Raw genomic sequence first — 17,506 nt, forward strand, 5'->3', positions numbered from 1 at the left:
GGGGGACGGGCTCCTGTCGGGCGGATCGTGCCGCGGACGCGGGGCCCGACGCGTGCTTCCCCGCCGCCCGAGGAGCGTGGTCGGCGCCCCGGCCGCGTCGTCGCCGCCCGGCTCCGCGCGGGCCGCCCTCGTCGCTTCGCTCCCCCGGCCCCGGAACGCCTCCGCGAGCGGGGCCGGACGCCGGGACCGCGGCCTTCGTATGGACGCGCCGTGACGGGAGTGGAAAGCTCGAAGGACCGCGGGCGTCGCCGGAGCCGCACCGCACGCGGATTCCGCGGGTCCGCGCCCACAGTGACCTCACCGTGCACGGGAGGCAGGATCATGGGCGACAAGGCGCACACACATCCCGGAGCCGCCGGCAGGGCGCGGGCGGCCGACCACCCCACGTCCGTACGGAACGTGGTGCTGGTCGGCCCCTCCGGATCGGGCAAGACGACCCTGGTGGAGGCTCTCGCGCTGACCGCGGGGGCGGTGAACCGGGCGGGCCGCGTGGAGGACGGCGGCACCGTCTCCGACTACGACGACATCGAGCACCGGCAGCAGCGCTCCGTACAGCTCTCCCTGGTGCCCCTCGAATGGGACGGCATCAAGGTCAACCTGCTGGACACCCCCGGATACGCCGACTTCGTCGGGGAGCTCAGGGCCGGCCTGCGGGCGGCGGACGCGGCCCTCTTCGTCGTCTCGGCCTCGGACGGCGTGGACGGTTCGACCCGCATGGTCTGGGACGAGTGCGCGGCGGTCGGCATGCCGCGCGCCATCGTCGTCACGCACCTGGAGGCGGCCCGCGCGGACTTCGGGGAGATGACCCGCGTCTGCGCGGAGACGTTCGGCGGCGACGACCCCGACGCCGTGCTGCCGCTGTACCTGCCCCTGCACGGACCGGAGGGCCCCGACGGACACGCGCCCGTGACGGGTCTGACCGGCCTGCTGTCGCGGAAGCTGTTCGACTACTCCACCGGCGAGCGCGAGGAGTCCGAGCCCGACGGGGACCGGCTGCCGCCGCTCGAGGAGGCCCGCGGCCGGCTCATCGAGGGCATCATCGCCGAGAGCGAGGACGAGACCCTCATGGACCGCTATCTCGGCGGCGAGCAGGTCGACGTCGAGACGCTGATCGGGGACCTGGAACGGGCGGTCGCGCGCGGGGCGTTCTTCCCCGTCCTGGCCGCCGCGCCCGCCGCCGACGGCGCGCGCCAGGGACTCGGCACGGTGGAACTGCTGGACCTGATCACCGGCGGCTTCCCGACCCCGCTGGAGCACGGCGCCCCGAGCGTGACCACCCTCGACGGCAGGCCGCGCGAGCTGAAACCGTGCGACCCGGACGCCCCGCTGGTCGCGGAGGTCGTGAAGACCTCCTCCGACCCGTACGTCGGCCGGCTCTCCCTGGTCCGGCTCTTCTCCGGCACCCTGCGCGCCGACCAGACCGTGCACGTCTCCGGGCACGGGCTCGCCGACCGCGGCCACGAGGACCACGACGTCGACGAACGGATCGGCGCCCTGTCCACGCCGTTCGGCAAACAGCAGCGGCCCGTCCCCCACGTCATCGCGGGCGACCTCGCGTGCGTGGCGAAGCTCAGCCGCGCGGAGACCGGGGACACCCTGTCCGCCAAGGACGACCCGCTCCTCGTGGAGCCGTGGGACATGCCCGACCCGCTGCTGCCGCTGGCCATCCAGGCGCACAGCAAACCCGACGAGGACAAGCTCTCGCAGGGCCTGTCCCGGCTGGTGGCCGAGGATCCGACGATGCGGCTGGAACAGAACCAGGACACCCACCAGGTGGTGCTGTGGTGCCTGGGCGAGGCGCACGCGGACGTGGCCCTGGAACGGCTGCGCAGCCGCTACGGCGTCCAGGTCGACGTCGTGCCCCATCGTGTGCCGCTCAGGGAGACCTTCGGCGGCAAGGCGGCCGGGCGCGGCCGGCACGTCAAACAGTCCGGCGGCCACGGGCAGTTCGCCATCTGCGAGATCGAGGTGGAACCGCTGCCGAACGGCTCGGGCATCGAGTTCGTCGACAAGGTGGTCGGCGGAGCGGTGCCGCGCCAGTTCATCCCCTCCGTCGAGAAGGGCGTGCGGGCGCAGGCCGTCAAGGGGGTCGCCACAGGGCATCCGCTCATCGACGTGCGGGTGACCCTGCTGGACGGCAAGGCGCACTCGGTCGACTCCTCCGACGCCGCGTTCCAGACGGCCGGCGCGCTGGCCCTGCGGGAGGCCGCCTCGGACGCGAGGATCCATCTGCTGGAGCCGGTGGCCGAGGTGAGCGTCCTGGTCGGCGACGACTACGTCGGCCCCGTGATGAGCGACCTGTCCGGCCGGCGCGGCCGGGTGCTCGGCACCGAGCAGTCGCCCGGCGGACGCACCCTCATCAGGGCCGAGGTCCCGGAGATCGAGATCGACCGGTACGCCGTCGACCTGCGCTCCCTCGCGCACGGCACCGCCCGGTTCAGCCGCCGGTACGCGCGGCACGAACCCATGCCGCCGCACGTGGCGGAGCGGGTCAGGGAGGAGGCGCGCGCCGCCTCCTAGCGGGCTCCGGGCGCCCCCGGTGAGAACCGGCGGGCGCCCGCGTGCGCCTCTCGCGCCGGGACGACTCCGGAATGCTTCACTCCGCGGCAGCGGACGGCTTCGGCCGTCCACCGACGGACGACCGTGGGTACGGATACGCTGAATACCTGATCAACAGGTGTGCGCAGCAGGGAAGTCGGGAAGGCCGCAAGACGACAGTCGCGGCGATCAGGGGGCGGGAATGACCGTTGAGAGCGGTTACGCGGACTTCTTCGGTCCGCAGGTGCCGCGCACGGGCGACGAGGGGCAGACGCCGACGTTCGCGCTGGCCTCGGCGGCCTATCGGGACAACGAGGCCGAGGAGATACTCAAGGCCAACAACGAGTGGCACAAGTCGGCCGTCAGCAAGCCCAGGATGAAGCTGTTCCGGCCGAATCTGGGCGAGGCGTTCTCCAGGGCGATCATCGACCGGATGCTCGGCTCCGGCCGCGCGCCGCTCATCCAGTCCTTCGGCGCCCAGCCCCAGGTGGTGGTCGAGCACGCGCTGGCGGCGCACCGCATCCGCCGCGAGCGGGACAACTGGCTGAGCGCCGTCATGGTGCTGTGCGGGCTGCTCTTCCTGCCCGGTCTGCTGGTGTGGCTGCTGGTCTTCCAGATCCGTACGACGATGGCCAGGCGGGAGGACAAGCGGGCCGGCGCCCTCGCCACCACCCTGCTGGTCGCGGTGGGCGCCCTCGCCGTGCTGTTCCTGGTCCGCATGCCGTTCGACGGGTTCTGGGGCTGGTACGCGCGCGCTTCGGTGGTCGCCCCGGTGGTGGGCTGGTTCTGGGCCAAGCGGATCTGCGAGCGCACGGCGAGGGACCTGCGGGAGCGGTGGAGCGGCCTGCTCTCCGGCAGCAGCGTCGGCGCCAAGGTGCCCGAGGCGGTCCCCTCGAGCCCCGGTGAGACGGCGGCCGAGCAGCTGCGCCAGTCCCTGGCCCGGCTCAGCGCCGAGCAGCAGTCCAACTCCGTCTTCTACGCGGGGCCCAAGGGCATACTCGGCATGGGCACGCGCTGGGGCAGCTGGCAGCTCGCCGAGGAACTGGTGCCCGCCGACGCGGACCGGGAGATCAACCCGTTCCGCAGCTGGGACGTCGTCAAGGCCGTCTACGACCGGCTGCGGATGCTGGAGCGCGGGCCGCTGCACACCGGAGGCTTCCCCAAGCCGTCGGTACGGCACTGGATCGTCACGCCCATCGGCGAGAACGCCGACGCGGTCTCCCGGCCCGAGGGCACGGACGTCGAGGCGTACCAGGTCAAGTCGCACGCCATACAGGAGATCTGCAACAAGCAGCAGTTCGGCGCGGGCGACCGGCACTACCTGGGCGTGCAGTGGACGCTGTGGGACGGCCAGCTGGTGATCACCATGCTGATCACCGTGACCGTGCTGCACGAGACGCTGCGCATCGAGGTGACCGGGCACGCGCTGGGGCCGGTGCACTCGCTGTTCACCAGCGGGCCCGCGGCCAAGGAGAAGGAGGTCCAGAAGTCGATCAGGTTCTGGGAGACCCGGAAGGTGAAGCTCCCGCTGGTCGACGCGGACGAGGTGGTGCGCCTGGCCGCCCGGGCGCCGCTGACCTGGTATCCGCCGCTGCTGTACTGGCTGGGCGGCAAGCTGAGCCTGCCGGAGCCGTTCGGTCTGCGGCACGCGTGGGCCGACAAGCCGTGGCGGCACCGGTTCATGGCGGACGACGCGTTGCGGGCGGCCACGCCGGTGCTGCGGGCGGTGCACTCCGCGGCGATCAAGGTGCTGGCGGAGAACGGGGTGGACACGGAGAAGTTCGGGTCGCGGTCGTCGTTCCTCAGCACGGCGGTGCAGGACGCTTCGCCGCGGAAGGCGGACGTGTACGACGCGTAGGCCCCGGGCGGTCGGACGGCCGCAAGTGACGTCGCGGTGACGGGCGCCGGGGGCTCGCCCCCCCCGTGCCCGTCGGCCCTGAAGGGGCCTCGTCCTCGAACTCCCCCGGACGGACTGATCGACGCGGTCCCCGCCTCCACGCTCAGGCCGTCGGCCACGCCTCCGCGAGCATCTTCCTCGTGTCCGCCAGGAGCTGCGGCAGCACCTTCGTGTGACCGACCACCGGCATGAAGTTCGTGTCGCCGCCCCAGCGCGGGACGATGTGCTGGTGCAGGTGGGCGGCGATGCCCGCGCCCGCGACCGTGCCCTGGTTCATGCCGATGTTGAAGCCGTGCGCGCCCGAAGCGGTCCGCAGTGCCGTCATCGCCTGCTTGGTGAGCTCGGCGAGCTCAGCCGTCTCCTGGACCGTGAGGTCGGTGTAGTCGGCCACGTGCCGGTACGGCACGGTCATCAGGTGGCCGCCCGTGTACGGGTAGAGGTTGAGCACCGCGTAGACCCGCTCGCCGCGCCGCAGGATCAGCCCGTCCTCGTCGGACTTGGCCCGGAGGGAGCAGAAGGGACAGCCGTCGTCGGCGCCCGGGCCGCTCGGCTTGTTCTCGCCCTGGATGTACGCCATCCGGTGGGGCGTCCACAGACGCTGGAACGCGTCCTGCGTGCCCACTCCCCACTGCTGCTCCGGCTCACTCGTCATGCGTGCAGCATATGGCGTCGCCGGAGGGACCGCGGAAAAGGCCCCCGGGATCGCTCCCGGGGGCCTCGGAACCGTCCGTACGGTCAGACCTGCGTCCGCTCCTCGACGATCTTCGCGATCTTCGCGACGGCCTCGTCGACGGGGATGCCGTTCTCCTGGGAGCCGTCGCGGTAACGGAAGGAGACCGCGCCGTTGGCCATGTCCTCGTCGCCCGCGATGACCATGAAGGGCACCTTCTGCTTCTGGGCGTTGCGGATCTTCTTCTGCATGCGGTCCGAGGAGGAGTCGACCTCGACGCGCAGCCCCTGCCTGCGGGCCGTGTCCGCGAACTTCTCCAGGTACTCGACGTGCGCGTCGCCGATCGGGATGCCGATCGCCTGGACCGGCGCCAGCCATGCCGGGAACGCGCCCGCGTAGTGCTCGAGCAGCACCGCGAAGAACCGCTCGATCGAGCCGAACAGCGCGCGGTGGATCATGACCGGGCGGGTCTTGGAGCCGTCCGCGGCGGTGTACTCCAGGTCGAAGCGCTCCGGCAGGTTGAAGTCGAGCTGGATGGTCGACATCTGCCAGGTGCGGCCGATGGCGTCCTTGGCCTGGACGGAGATCTTCGGGCCGTAGAAGGCGGCGCCGCCCGGGTCCGGCACCAGGGGCAGGCCCTGCTTCTCGGCGACCTGGCGCAGCGTCTCGGTGGCCTCTTCCCAGGCCTCGTCGGAGCCGACGAACTTCTCCGGGTCCTTGGTGGACAGCTCCAGGTAGAAGTCGGTCAGACCGTAGTCGCGCAGCAGGTTCAGGACGAAGGTGAGGGTCCTGTCGAGCTCCTCGGACATCTGCTCGCGGGTGCAGTAGATGTGCGCGTCGTCCTGGGTGAAGCCGCGGGCCCGGGTCAGGCCGTGCACGACGCCCGACTTCTCGTACCGGTACACGGTGCCGAACTCGAACAGCCGCAGCGGCAGTTCACGGTACGACCGGCCGCGCGCGTCGAAGATCAGGTTGTGCATCGGGCAGTTCATGGGCTTGAGGTAGTAGTCCACGCCCTCGTCGAGCTGCATGGGCGGGTACATGCCGTCGGCGTACCAGTCCAGGTGGCCCGAGGTCTCGAAGAGCTTCCCCTTGGTCGCGTGCGGGGTGTAGACGAACTCGTAGCCCTCCTCCTCGTGCCGGCGGCGCGAGTAGTCCTCCATGACCCGGCGGATGATGCCGCCCCTGGGGTGGAAGACCGCGAGGCCGGAGCCGATCTGCTCCGGGATGGAGAACAGGTCGAGCTCGCTGCCCAGCTTGCGGTGGTCGCGCTTCTCGGCCTCGGCGAGGAACTCCAGGTGCGCCTTCAGCTCGTCCTTGGACGGCCAGGCGGTGCCGTAGATGCGCTGGAGCATGGGGTTCTTCTCGCTGCCGCGCCAGTAGGCGGCGGCGTTGCGCATCAGCTTGAACGCCGGGATGTTCCGGGTGGTGGGCAGGTGGGGTCCCCGGCAGAGGTCCTTCCAGCACAGGTCACCGGTCTTGGCGTCCAGGTTGTCGTAGATCGTCAGCTCGCCGGCGCCGACCTCGACGTCCGCGCCGTCGTCGTGCGAGGCGGAACCCTTGAGACCGATCAGCTCCAGCTTGTACGGCTCGTCGGCGAGCTCCTCGCGGGCGGCCTCGTCGGTCACCACGCGACGGGAGAAGCGCTGGCCGCGCTTCTGGATCTCCTGCATCTTCTTCTCGATGGCCTTGAGATCCTCGGGCGTGAACGGCTTCTCCACGTCGAAGTCGTAGTAGAAGCCGTCCCGCACCGGCGGGCCGATACCCAGCTTGGCCTCGGGGAACAGTTCCTGCACGGCCTGGGCCATGACGTGCGCGGTGGAGTGGCGCAGGATGTTCAGACCGTCCTCGGAGGAGATCTCCACGCCCTCGACGGTCTCGCCGTCCTCGACCTCGTAGGAGAGGTCCTTGAGCTCACCGGCCACGCGCGCGGCGATGACCGAGCGCTCGCCGGCGAAGAGCTCGGCGGCCGTGGTGCCCGTCGTCACCACGCGTTCTTCCCGCTCGGAATCGCGTTGGATGATCACACGGACGTCTGACACCGGTCTCTCCTGACTGAAGGCTGTGGTCGCGGCGCCGTACCGGAGCGCGCGCATGGGTGCGATCGTACCGACCCGGGTCCGCCGACCGCGAAATCAGTCCCCGCCGTCCGGCCCGCAGGCCTCCCCGAAGAAGGCCGCGGTCTCGGCGTTCGCCTGGAGCGCCTTCATCAGCCGGTCCCGTTCGGCCTCGTCGACCTGCACCGGGGCCAGCTCTCCGACGTCGGTGAGCCGGCGGAAGCCTCCCCTGCTCTCCAGCCGTCCGCGCACCCGCACCGGCAGTCCGACGAGGTGCGCGTGTCCGGCGATGCGGTAGTCCTCCTCGCCGAGCGCGATCCGGACGTGGCCGACCTCGGCCCCGGCGAGCACGCGCAGCCGGACCACGCCCTCGCCACGCTGCCCCGGCCTGTGCATCCGCACCACGGCGCCGGTGACCAGCACCGTGACGGACGGCTCCGCGCGCCGGTAGCGCAGACCGGCCTCGAGCAGGACGGGCAGGTCGCCGGGCGAGAACTCGACGGGTTCCGCGGAGGCGGCGCAGCCCTCGGGCACACCGGCCGCCGGGGCCCAGGCCACGGCGATCCGGGCGCCCTCGGCGCCCCGGACCAGGGCGACGAGGGCCTCGGTGAGCTCGTGGCTGACGCCCGCCGTGACGGCCGTGTCGAAGGCGTCCATGCCGCCGGTGGCGCGGCGGTAGTCGATGGCCTCGCGGGTGGCGTGCAGGGCGTGGTGGAGGCGTACGGCCAGGGAGCGGCCGGTGGTGACGGGGGCGAACGCGGTCAGCCGGAGTCCGCCGGGCGCGGGTCCGACGAGGACGGCGTCCAGGGCCGCGGCGGCCTGGCGGCGGTGCCGGGCGCCGTGGAAGCCGGCTCGCGCGCGGGTGGCGAGCGCTGCGGCGAGAAGGGTCCGGCGGGCGGCGGAGCGCAGCCGCTCCTCCTCGGTCCAGGCGGCGGCGCCGCCGGGTCCGGCCGGCGTGTCGCGCCACCAGTGGATCTCGTCGCTGGGCACGGCGAGGGCGAGCAGGATCTCGCGGGCGGAGGGCGTGGCGCTGCGGGAGAGGGCGAGCAGGGCCTCGGTGAGCAGGTCCTCGCTGTCGGGGAAGGCGCGGGAGGCCGGTACCAGCAGGCTGGTGCCGGTGCCCGGTCCGGGCGGGGTCCAGCGGTCGTAGCGTCCGGCCGCGCCGCCGCGCCGCCGCCAGCCGTGCCGGTGGAGGAGGGCGGTGAGCACGGCGGGGTCGACGTCGGCGGGCTCGGGCGGCCGGCCGTCGTGGGCGCCGACGGGATGCGGGCGTACGGGCCTCAGGGGCTCCCCGGTCGGGCGGTGCGTCACGGTTTTCCTCCCGTCCCGACCCGCGTCATGATCTCGCACAGCGCCCGGTCGTCGAAGATGCGTGAGGTGGGGATCCGTACGGTGGTGCGGCGCCGGCCGGTGACCGGGTGTCCGGCGAGGTTGGTCCAGTAGCAGCAGTGCCGCAGGTCGAGCCGGTCGTGTCCGGCGCGCAGCCAGTCGTCCCGGGTGCGTGGCACGATCATCACGACCAGGATCTTGTGCACCGAGACCGGGGTGCGGGCGAGCTTCTCCAGGTGCGCGTTGTCGAGCGTGAAGGAGAAGGAGCGGCCCGGCGGGTCCGGGGGGAGCTGGTAGGTCGCCTTGAGCTGCACCTTGATGGTGACCTCGTCGTCGACGGTGTGGCCGGGGGCGCTGTGGCTGACGTGCCAGTCGATGCCGTTGTCCGGGAACGGCTGGGAGAGTGAGCAGCCCGCGGCGGCCGCGACGGCGTGCAGATAGCCGACCTGCAGGGTCTCCATGCAGGCGGTGGTGGCGAGGGTGCCGCGAGTGGGTGGCGTGCGCCCGGGCAGCAGCCCGCCCCGTTCGGGCTGCGCGACGGCCATGGCCAACAGCCTTCCAGAACAAGTCTTTTCCCGCTGCGGATCGCTGAACTGCAAAGACCCGTATTCCTGTTGTCTCCTTCCGGCGTACGGCGCAAACAGGCCGGGTATCACCGGTTCGGGCAGCGGACGGTGCGCCGACTGCCGATGGTGGACGAGGGGTTGTTGGGTATGGCGTGCTGGTACGAGGGGCCGTTGGCCGCTTTCGACACGGAGACGACGGGTGTGGACGTCGAGGCCGACCGGATCGTGTCGGCCGCCCTCGTCGTGCAGGACGCGCCGGGCGTCCGGCCGCGGGTGACCCGTTGGCTGGTGAATCCGGGGGTGCCGGTGCCGGCCGGGGCGACGGAGGTGCACGGACTGACGGACGATCACCTGCAGCGCAACGGCCGCTGGCCGGCGCCGGTGATGTACGAGATCGCGGGGGCGCTGGCGGAGCAGGCCAGGGCGGGCCGCCCGCTGGTGGTGATGAACGCCCCGTTCGATCTCACCCTGCTGGACCGGGAGTTGCGCCGGCACCGGGCGTCGTCGCTGGGCCGCTGGTTCGAGCGGACGCCGTTGCTGGTGCTGGACCCCCGGGTGCTGGACAAGCACCTGGACCGCTACCGCAAGGGCCGGCGCACGCTGACCGACCTGTGCGCGCACTACGGCGTCGGGCTGGAGGCGGCACACGACGCGGCGGCGGACGCGACGGCCGCGCTGGAGGTCACCCGGGCGGTCGGGCGGCGTTTCGCGTCCCGGCTGGAGCGGCTGTCCCCCGGCGAGCTGCACACCCTGCAGGCGGTGTGGCACGCGGCGCAGGCGCGGGGGCTGCAGGCGTGGTTCGCGCGCACGGGCACGGACGAGGTGGTGGACCCGGCCTGGCCGCTGCGTCCGGACCTGCCGGCGGCGGCGTGAGAGCCGCCCTTCGTCGGGGCGTGCAAGAAGCCGGTCCGTCGGGACGGACCGGCTTTCCCGGTGGGCGATACTGGGTTCGAACCAGTGACCTCTTCGGTGTGAACGAAGCGCTCTCCCACTGAGCTAATCGCCCGGGAACGCACCGAACAATACAGGTCCGGGAGGGGTTCCTTCAAACCGCTTCCAGGTGGGCGGCCAGGCCGCGCCGGCCGGCCCGCATCATCAGGGCGTGGTTGGCGCGGAGGACGGGCCGTCCCGGCACGGCGAGCAGGCGCAGCAGCGGCTTGCGGACGTCGACCTCCTGCTCGTAGTGGGCGAGGCAGCCGTGGGGCCCCAGGCGGGTGACGGTCCAGCGGGCCCAGCCGTCGATGTCGCCGGACAGGCCGACCTCCAGGACCCCGGTCTCCGGGTCGCGCCGCCCCTCCCGCACGGCCGAGGTCAGCTCGTACGGCAGGAGGGAGCGGATGGTGACGATCCCGCTGGTGTCGTCGAGGCGGGTGACGTCCCGTACCTGGGGCCACCACAGGGGGTAGTCATCGATCCGCTCCAGGACGCGGTAGACCACCGGGGCGGGCGCGGACAGGGCCCACAGACTGCGGAAGCGGTGATGGTTCCAGTCCATGGAGGTCGTGTTCCCGGCCGCGCCCGTGATGTGCCTACGGCATCCGGTCCCCCAGCAGCGCCAGGTTCTCGATGGCGGCGAGGCCGTAGAGCGCGGTGTCGTTGGTGGACACCCAGGCGGCCTCACGGCCGGCGACCAGGGCCGTCGGGCCGCTCACCTCCTCGGTCCTCCAGGGCGCGGACTCCTTGTAGCCGTCGGAGTCGTAGAACTTCTCCCACGCCCGCTTCGCCAGCTTCCCGTCGCCGGTCCGCACGGCGGCGTAGGCGTCGAGGCGGGAGTGGCCCTGGAAGAGGATCAGGCTGCCGAAGTGGGAGCCGTAGCGCGCGGCCTGTTCCGTCTTGCTCGCGTTGAAGTAGCGGCAGTAGTCGTAGTACGCCTCCTCGAACTCCGGCATGTCGACCAGGTCGATGAGTTCGGCGCACAGTTCGTTGAGGCCGAAGACCGCCGACAGGTGGGAGACCTCGACCTTCGGGGTGCCGGCGACGGCGAACTTCCCGGTGTCGAGGTCGTACAGGCCGCTGCCCTGGACGAAGCCGTTGGGCTGGGCGGCGATGGTCTCCATGGTGGAGAGCACGCGGGCCTTGGCCTTCTCCCACTTGGGGCCCTTGCGTTCCCACTCGGTGAGCCAGGCGGAGACCAGTCCGCTCCAGTCGGTGCCGAAGCCGATCGACAGGGCGTTGCGGTCCGGCGTGTACGGCTCGGTGCGGATCTTGCGGATGGGGTCGAGGACGAGGAAGGTCTCGTCGGAGTCGACGCATGCGTGCATCAGGTCGCCGACGCGTTCGTCGGCGGTGAGGAAGTAGTAGTAGCGGCGGTAGGTGGTGTTGGCGATGCGCTGCTGCTTGGCGCTGTCGGCGAAGTGCTGGACGCCGTGCCGGGTGCCGAGGCCGGCCCACTTGCCGATGTGGTAGACGTCGACCTCTCCGGTGTGGCGGGTCATCGCCTCGGCGAAGCGGAAGATGTCGGCGCGGCCGGAGCGCAGGTACGCGTACCAGAGCCACAGGTCGGGCGAGAGCTCGGAGTTGTCCCAGGCGTAGCCGCCGACGTCGTACCGCCACTGGTGCCGCACGGTGTCGTAGGTGTGCATGATGTCGCCGTAGTCCCAGAAGCCGTACCAGCGGCGCTGCTCCACCTGGTCCTTGTAGTAGGTGAAGAGGAAGTCGAGGTGGTCCTCGATCTTCGCCTTGGCCGGGGTGGAACGGTCCGGTTCGGCGAACAGGCCCTTGCCGAACACCCCGGCGCCGATCAGCTGCTCGGGCGGGGCGGCGAGCTGCGGGAGGACGCGGACGGCCTCGACCTGTTCGGCGAGCTTCTCGGCGCTCGGGGTGGACTCGTTGGCCCAGAAGAGGAGCTCGGAGGTGCGGGCGATGCCGTACGGGGTGCCGAATCCGGGCTCGTAGTCCTCGTAGGTGATGTTGAGGCCCTCGAGCTGTTCGGGGAAGGTGTCCTGGCCCATGCCGTCGTGGTAGAAGCGCAGGTCCATGGGCTGGGCCTCGGGTGACCAGAGCCAGAGGGTGACCTCGGCCTCGTCGGTGTGGGCGTCGCGGATGTCGAGCTGGGCGGGGTGCTTCTCCCAGAAGTCGCGCAGGCCGAAGGAGAGGCCGCCGCTGACGCCGCCGACGTAGCCGAAGCCGGAGGCGCGCCGGCCGCCGCCGGCGCCGATCCAGCCGTAGCCCTTCTTGGTGCGCTTGCGCAGGGTGAAGCCGTCGGCGGAGAGCTGGGAGAGGGTGTAGTCGCCCCATTCGGGGATGTACTGCAGGCGGGTGGTGACCCGCTGGTCCCAGGTTGCGGGGTCGGGGAGCTTCTCGCCGGCGAACTGGGCGGCCTGGACGGCGGCTCCCGGGTCGCGGCGCAGTCCGGTGATGCCCTTGACGGCCTCGCGGAGCAGACCGGTGCCCTCGCCGCCGAGGCGGATGTGCCGGTCGTAGGACTCGTCGCGCAGGGGGACGGTGAAGCGGACGCCGAGGCCGCGGATGAAGTCGCCGCTCGCCTTGCCGGGCTCCTGCTTCCCGTCGTAGGTGATGGTGTGCACCATGCGGAAGGAGTCGGCGCCGGCGTAGAAGTAGAGGCGGATGGAGAAGGGCAGCAGCTCGCGGCGGCCCTTGCGGTGCTTGCCGTCGACGCGGACGACCGCGCGGACGGGGCCCTCCTGCTCGACGGTGACATCGAAGACGGTGCCGTCGAAGCGTTCGGTCCTGACGGTGGTCTGGTCGCCGTCCTCGTACTCGGGCTGGCGCAGGAGGACGAGGCGGCCGTCGCGGGCGATCTCGGTGGAGCCGCGGCGGACCGATTTGACGAGGGTGGCGCCGGACGTGCCGATCCGGGCGGTGATGACGCCGGTCGAGATGTCGACGGTGCCGCCGCGTTCGTCGACGGTGACCTTCTTCTCGGGGGACGCGGCGGGCGCCCCGGGAGTCAGGGTGAGCTTGCCGGATCCGGAACCCACGGCGTGGGCGGTCCACTTGAGGGAGCCGTCGGGCCAGTAGGCGATCGGCCAGGACTGGACGGGGACGGACTTCCCGTCGGCGTCGGTCAGCGCGAAGGTCTGGTCCTCCTGGTGGGCGCCCTTGGGCCAGGGCACGCCGACGGTGGAGCCGGGGGCCGCGCCGAGGCCGCCGTCCTCCAGCCAGTCGAGGGTGACCGGGTCGGCGTCGGCGGCTTCCGCACCGGGCGCGGCGGCGGCGTTCCGCGTTCCCAGGGCCCAGCTGAACTGGGCGGCGGCTCCGGCGACGGCGGCCGCCTTGAGCAGGGATCTGCGGGGGATGGGGGACATGGCCTTTCCTTTCCATTGCGGGAGTGCAAGGTGGTGTCAAGGGCATGACAGACAGAGGCGCGGCGCCGAAGCGGCGGCCTCCCAGGAGGGGCACCGCCCGTCAGCGGTGCCGGTACCGCTCCTCCACGGCGACGGCCGCCGCCGCGACGGCCCCCAGGACGGGGACCGCCAGCGGCGGGGCGAACCACGCGGACAGGGCCACGACGGCCAGCCCGCAGACGACCAGGAAGGACCCGGCGGGATCGAGCACGGTACGCCGGCCGGCGTCCGCGAGCAGTGCCCGCCAGATCGTGCCGGGCGCCCAGAGTGCGGCCGCCCGCAGCAGGGCCACGGCGGCCCCGATCAGCGCGAAGACCCCGACGGCCCCGACGAGCGGCCCACCGGGGAGTCCGGCCCGCGCGGCCAGGACGTCCACCCACACCGCGGCGGCCACGGCCCACCCGGCGAGCCCGACGGCCCACCCGCCGCGCACGGCGGTGCGGAAGTCCAGGAAGAACTCCCGCAGGCCGCCGCCCTGGTGGGTGGTACGACGCCGCAGGTGCCGGGCGCCGGCGGCGAAGGCCGCGGGGTAGGTGACGACCCCGAGGCAGGCCACGGCGATCCACACGCCGGTGAGCAGGCACTCGGCGAAGACCGCGAAGCGCTCGCCGAACACGGACTCCCTGCGCGAGGTGCGCGCCTTCGCGCGTGCTTGCGCCATGATGACCGCCTCAGCCCTTCAGTCCGGAGGTCGCCATGCCGTCGATGAGGTAGCGCTGGAAGGCCATGAAGAAGGCGATGACCGGCACCAGCGCCACCAGCGACATCGCGATCATGCTGCCGTAGTTGGAGACGCCCTCCTGGTCGCGGAACATCATCAGGCCCAGCGAGACGGTGTACTTCTCGGGGGTGTTGAGGTAGATCAGCGGCCCCATGAAGTCGTTCCAGGCGTTGATGAAGGTGAAGATCGCGCTGGTGATGATCGCCGGCCGGCTCAGCGGCAGCACGATCGACCAGTAGGTGCGCAGGTGCCCGCAGCCGTCGAGCTTGGCGGCCTCGTCCAGTTCCCTGGGCAGTCCGCGCATGAACTGCACCATCAGGAACACGAAGAAGGCTTCCGTGGCCAGGAACTTGCCCGCGACGAGCGGCACCAGGGTGTCGGTGAGCTCGAGGTTGCGGAAGAGCACGTACTGCGGGATGAGCAGCACGTGGTACGGCAGCAGCAGCGTGCCGATCATCAGTGTGAAGAGCAGGTTCCGCCCGGCGAACCGGATCTTGGCGAAGGCGTACGCGGTCAGCGAGCTGGACAGTACGACGCCGACCACGGCCAGGACCGCGTACACCAGCGAGTTCCAGAAGAAGCTGCCGATGGAGATGCCGGAGATGCCGTCGGCGAGCCCGGAGAAGTTCGCCCAGACCGGCTCGGTGGGCAGCAGGTCGATACTGGCGATGATGTCCTTGCTCGGCTTGAACGAGGCGCCGACCACCCAGATCACGGGATAGAGGACGACCGCGAGGACGAGGAGCGCGCCCACGTGCCAGGCGATCGATCCGACGCGCCGCCGCTCGCCGGCGGTGGGCAGGGCAGGGCTGGTGGCACTGGTCACTTGGCGGCCTCCTCGTAGTGCACCCACTTCTTCTGCGACCAGAACAGGACCGCCGTCACGAGCGCCACCGCGATCACCAGCGTCCAGGCCATCGCGGAGGCGAAGCCCATCTGGGCCTCCTTGAAGCCCTTCTGGTAGAGGTAACAGGTGTAGACGAGCGTGGCGTCGGCGGGCCCGCACCGGGTGTCGGAGACGACGTAGGCGGAGCCGAACACCTGGAACGCGTGGATGGACTCCAGCAGCACGTTGAAGAACAGCACCGGGGAGATCATCGGCAGCGTGACGTTCCAGAACCTGCGCAGCGGTCCGGCGCCGTCCATCTCGGCGGCCTCGTACAGCTCCTGGGGGACCTGCTTGAGGCCGGCCAGGAAGATGACCATGGGGGCGCCGAACTGCCAGATGCTCAGGGCCACCAGGGCGTAGATGACGTAGTCCGGGTTGCCGATCCAGCCGCCCACGTCGAGACCGAAGACCTTCTGCGTACGGTCCACGACCGCGTCGTCCGAGAACAGCGCCCGCCACACGAAGCCGACGGAGACGCTGGCGCCGATGAGCGAGGGCATGTAGAACGCGGCCCGGTACAGGCCCTGTCCACGCCGCTTCTGCGCGAGCAGCAGCGCGACGCCGAGCGCGAGCAGCAGCTTCAGGGGGGTCGCCACGACGACGTACTTGAGGGTGACCTCGACCGACTTCTGCCAGCGCGGGTCCTGGAACATCGTCGTGAAGTTGTCCAGCCCCACCCACTGGGGCGGCGTGAACAGGTTGTAGCTGGTGAACGCGTAGTACAGCGACGCGATCATCGGCCCTGCCGTGAGCAGCAGGAACCCCGCGATCCACGGCGACATGAAGAGGTAGCCGGCGAGAGTCTCGCGGCGCCGCCCGCGCCGCCCGGCGGCGGGAGCGGCGGGCCGCTTCCCGGCCGGGCGCGCGGGCGCTTCCTTGACGAGCGTCATGGTGGTACGTCCCCTCAGCCGGCGAACGCGGCCTTGGCCTCGCTGAACAGTGCCTTGGCGGCGTCGGCCGGCTTGGCCTTGCCCTGGGCGACCTCGCCGCCGATGCGCAGGAACGCCGCCTCGATGACGTCGGCGCCCGACGGGTGCGGGGTGATCTTGCCGAGGAGGCCGGCCGCGGCGACCTCCTCCTCGTAGGCCGCGACGCCCTTGTTGTTGTCGTCGGTGGGCTTGAACGCCTCGTACTGCTCGGTGGTGGCGAGGATGCCGCGGTCGTAGCCCATGATCTTGCCGACCTCGGGGTCGTGGACCATGAAGTCGATGAACTGGGCGACCTCCTTGGGGTGCTTGGTCCCCGAGAAACCGCTCAGCATCAGCGAACCGAGGTACTGGCCGGTGGCCTTGCCGTCCGTGGTGGGGATCGGCGCGAGCCCGTAGTCCGACTCGCCCTCGCCCTCGTAGCGGATGGAGAAGTTGTCCCAGGTGAACTCGGAGGCCGCGAGGCCCGCGGAGAGCGCCGACTTGGGCTTGACCTGCTCGACCTTCTTCGGGTCGGCGACGAGCCCGGACCGCACGCGCTTGTAGCCGTCCTCCCACCACTGCGTCAGGTCGTCCTGGGTGAAGCCGAGATCGGTGTCCGTGAAGAAGGCCTTGCCGTTCTGGCGGAGGTAGAGGTCGTAGAGGTACATGATGCTGAAGTAGCCGGTGTCACCGGCGATCTTCAGCTTGTCCTGGATCGTCTGCAGCGCGTCGAAGTACTCGTCCCAGGTCCAGCCGAACTTCGCCTCCACCCCGGCCTTCTCGAAGGCCTTGAGGTCGATGACGAGCGACATGGTGTTGGCGCCGACGGGGACGGCGATCTGCTTGCCGTCGACCTGACCGTTCGCCAGGACGCCGTTGCGGAAGTTGTCCAGGCTCAGATTCCCGGCGTCCGCCTGCGACTTGAGGTCCAGCAGAACACCACGCTTGTCGTACTTGCGCAGGAAGCCGACCGCGTTCTGGAAAACGTCCGGCGGATTCCCGCCGGAGGCCTGGGTCTGGAACTTCTCCCAGAACGCCTCGTAGTCGGTGAATTCAGGCTTGATCCTGATATTCGGGAACTTCTTCTCGAAGAGCGCGATCGTCTTCTTGATGGCGATGGTGCGCGGCTCGCCGCCCCACCAGGCGTAACGGAGCGTCACCGTCCCGTCTCCCGAACCGCTGCCGCCACCGCAGGCGGTGGCGGTCGCGCCGAGCCCCGCGACGGCCAGCGAGGCCCCCGCCGCTTTGAGGATCGTCCGCCTCTCCACATTCCCACCCTGCTGCATATGAGCCTCCCCGCGACGTTCGCGTCCGCCTCATGAATCGTTTCAAGTAAGCGCTTGCTGGCACAAGTTACGGAGGGCCTACGGGCGCGTCAATGATTCGGACAGGAATTCATGGGCGCCGCGCCCAGGCGCCGGCGACGACCGCCTCGCCCACAGGTCCACGCCCGGCCGCAAACGCCCAGGTGGTCGCCGTACGGTCGACCGGCCGAACACGGCGGGGCCGACCGGGGCGGGCGCGCCGGAAGGTCACGGTTGGATGAAGGCGACCGGGAGCGGAACGCCTCGGACACACGGGAGGCGCCCTCGTCCGGCGCCCCGGCGCGAGCGCGCCGCGCCGA

13 protein-coding genes and 1 tRNA gene are annotated in these 17,506 nt (G+C 71.1%); 3 read left to right on the forward strand and 11 right to left on the reverse strand.

Features of this window, described 5'->3' with window-relative positions; all coding sequences use genetic code 11:
• Positions 1-321 precede the first annotated feature (321 nt).
• Together ACZ8ZB_RS06320 and ACZ8ZB_RS06325 are read left to right on the forward strand one after the other, a co-directional pair.
• Entirely contained in the window at positions 322-2,520 is a 2,199-nt protein-coding gene (locus tag ACZ8ZB_RS06320) for an elongation factor G-like protein EF-G2 (protein WP_470736724.1), read from the forward strand.
• A 220-nt stretch (positions 2,521-2,740) separates the two neighbouring features.
• Complete coding sequence (locus ACZ8ZB_RS06325) at positions 2,741-4,396, forward strand: hypothetical protein (protein WP_470736725.1); 1,656 nt, start codon at positions 2,741-2,743, stop codon at positions 4,394-4,396.
• Between the two features lie 142 nt (positions 4,397-4,538).
• Here the strand turns inward: ACZ8ZB_RS06325 and ACZ8ZB_RS06330 are convergent, their stop codons facing one another.
• From ACZ8ZB_RS06330 to ACZ8ZB_RS06345, 4 genes are all read right to left on the reverse strand, one after another.
• Positions 4,539-5,087: an HIT family protein gene (locus ACZ8ZB_RS06330; protein ID WP_470736726.1), complete on the reverse strand. Its 549-nt coding sequence runs from the start codon at positions 5,085-5,087 to the stop codon at positions 4,539-4,541.
• An 83-nt stretch (positions 5,088-5,170) separates the two neighbouring features.
• Positions 5,171-7,147, reverse strand: a complete 1,977-nt coding sequence (gene thrS, locus ACZ8ZB_RS06335) for a threonine--tRNA ligase (protein WP_470736727.1) — start codon at positions 7,145-7,147, stop codon at positions 5,171-5,173.
• A gap of 93 nt (positions 7,148-7,240) precedes the next feature.
• Positions 7,241-8,473: a hypothetical protein gene (locus tag ACZ8ZB_RS06340; RefSeq protein WP_470736728.1), complete on the reverse strand. Its 1,233-nt coding sequence runs from the start codon at positions 8,471-8,473 to the stop codon at positions 7,241-7,243.
• Entirely contained in the window at positions 8,470-9,036 is a 567-nt protein-coding gene (locus ACZ8ZB_RS06345) for a DUF4365 domain-containing protein (protein WP_470736729.1), read from the reverse strand. Before ACZ8ZB_RS06345 ends, ACZ8ZB_RS06340 begins: the two co-directional genes overlap by 4 nt.
• 168 nt (positions 9,037-9,204) lie before the next feature.
• Between ACZ8ZB_RS06345 and ACZ8ZB_RS06350 the strand changes: the two genes are divergently transcribed.
• The gene (locus tag ACZ8ZB_RS06350; RefSeq protein WP_470741429.1) at positions 9,205-9,930 is read left to right on the forward strand and encodes an exonuclease domain-containing protein; all 726 of its coding nucleotides are present in this window, start codon (positions 9,205-9,207) and stop codon (positions 9,928-9,930) included.
• 61 nt (positions 9,931-9,991) lie between these two features.
• Here ACZ8ZB_RS06350 and ACZ8ZB_RS06355 read toward each other — a convergent pair.
• The 7 genes from ACZ8ZB_RS06355 to ACZ8ZB_RS06385 form a co-directional block, all read right to left on the reverse strand.
• Positions 9,992-10,063: transfer RNA gene (locus tag ACZ8ZB_RS06355), tRNA-Val, on the reverse strand.
• A 39-nt stretch (positions 10,064-10,102) separates the two neighbouring features.
• Positions 10,103-10,552, reverse strand: coding sequence for an SRPBCC family protein (locus ACZ8ZB_RS06360; protein WP_470736730.1), 450 nt, complete (start codon positions 10,550-10,552; stop codon positions 10,103-10,105).
• Positions 10,553-10,586: 34 nt separating this feature from the next.
• Complete coding sequence (locus tag ACZ8ZB_RS06365; RefSeq protein ID WP_470736731.1) at positions 10,587-13,325, reverse strand: exo-rhamnogalacturonan lyase family protein; 2,739 nt, start codon at positions 13,323-13,325, stop codon at positions 10,587-10,589.
• A 100-nt stretch (positions 13,326-13,425) separates the two neighbouring features.
• The gene (locus ACZ8ZB_RS06370) at positions 13,426-14,025 is read right to left on the reverse strand and encodes a hypothetical protein (protein WP_470736732.1); all 600 of its coding nucleotides are present in this window, start codon (positions 14,023-14,025) and stop codon (positions 13,426-13,428) included.
• 10 nt (positions 14,026-14,035) lie between these two features.
• Complete coding sequence (locus ACZ8ZB_RS06375; protein ID WP_470736733.1) at positions 14,036-14,911, reverse strand: carbohydrate ABC transporter permease; 876 nt, start codon at positions 14,909-14,911, stop codon at positions 14,036-14,038.
• Positions 14,908-15,864 (reverse strand): carbohydrate ABC transporter permease, encoded by a 957-nt coding sequence (locus tag ACZ8ZB_RS06380; protein ID WP_470736734.1) that lies wholly within the window; start codon positions 15,862-15,864, stop codon positions 14,908-14,910. Before ACZ8ZB_RS06380 ends, ACZ8ZB_RS06375 begins: the two co-directional genes overlap by 4 nt.
• A 14-nt stretch (positions 15,865-15,878) precedes the next feature.
• Positions 15,879-17,168, reverse strand: a complete 1,290-nt coding sequence (locus ACZ8ZB_RS06385) for an ABC transporter substrate-binding protein (RefSeq protein ID WP_470736735.1) — start codon at positions 17,166-17,168, stop codon at positions 15,879-15,881.
• Between the last annotated feature and the right edge of the window lie 338 nt (positions 17,169-17,506).

This window comes from Streptomyces sp. 12E, assembly GCF_055633275.1.

What these genes read in the sequence shown, in the direction of transcription:
- ACZ8ZB_RS06370 (WP_470736732.1), bottom strand. Translation starts at nt 14,025, where the DNA reads ATGGCGCAAGCACGCGCGAAGGCGCGCACCTCGCGCAGGGAGTCCGTG.
- ACZ8ZB_RS06360 (WP_470736730.1), bottom strand. Translation starts at nt 10,552, where the DNA reads ATGGACTGGAACCATCACCGCTTCCGCAGTCTGTGGGCCCTGTCCGCG.
- ACZ8ZB_RS06320 (WP_470736724.1), top strand. Translation starts at nt 322, where the DNA reads ATGGGCGACAAGGCGCACACACATCCCGGAGCCGCCGGCAGGGCGCGG.
- ACZ8ZB_RS06365 (WP_470736731.1), bottom strand. Translation starts at nt 13,325, where the DNA reads ATGTCCCCCATCCCCCGCAGATCCCTGCTCAAGGCGGCCGCCGTCGCC.
- ACZ8ZB_RS06350 (WP_470741429.1), top strand. Translation starts at nt 9,205, where the DNA reads ATGGCGTGCTGGTACGAGGGGCCGTTGGCCGCTTTCGACACGGAGACG.
- ACZ8ZB_RS06325 (WP_470736725.1), top strand. Translation starts at nt 2,741, where the DNA reads ATGACCGTTGAGAGCGGTTACGCGGACTTCTTCGGTCCGCAGGTGCCG.
- ACZ8ZB_RS06385 (WP_470736735.1), bottom strand. Translation starts at nt 17,168, where the DNA reads ATGCAGCAGGGTGGGAATGTGGAGAGGCGGACGATCCTCAAAGCGGCG.
- ACZ8ZB_RS06380 (WP_470736734.1), bottom strand. Translation starts at nt 15,864, where the DNA reads ATGACGCTCGTCAAGGAAGCGCCCGCGCGCCCGGCCGGGAAGCGGCCC.
- ACZ8ZB_RS06330 (WP_470736726.1), bottom strand. Translation starts at nt 5,087, where the DNA reads ATGACGAGTGAGCCGGAGCAGCAGTGGGGAGTGGGCACGCAGGACGCG.
- ACZ8ZB_RS06345 (WP_470736729.1), bottom strand. Translation starts at nt 9,036, where the DNA reads ATGGCCGTCGCGCAGCCCGAACGGGGCGGGCTGCTGCCCGGGCGCACG.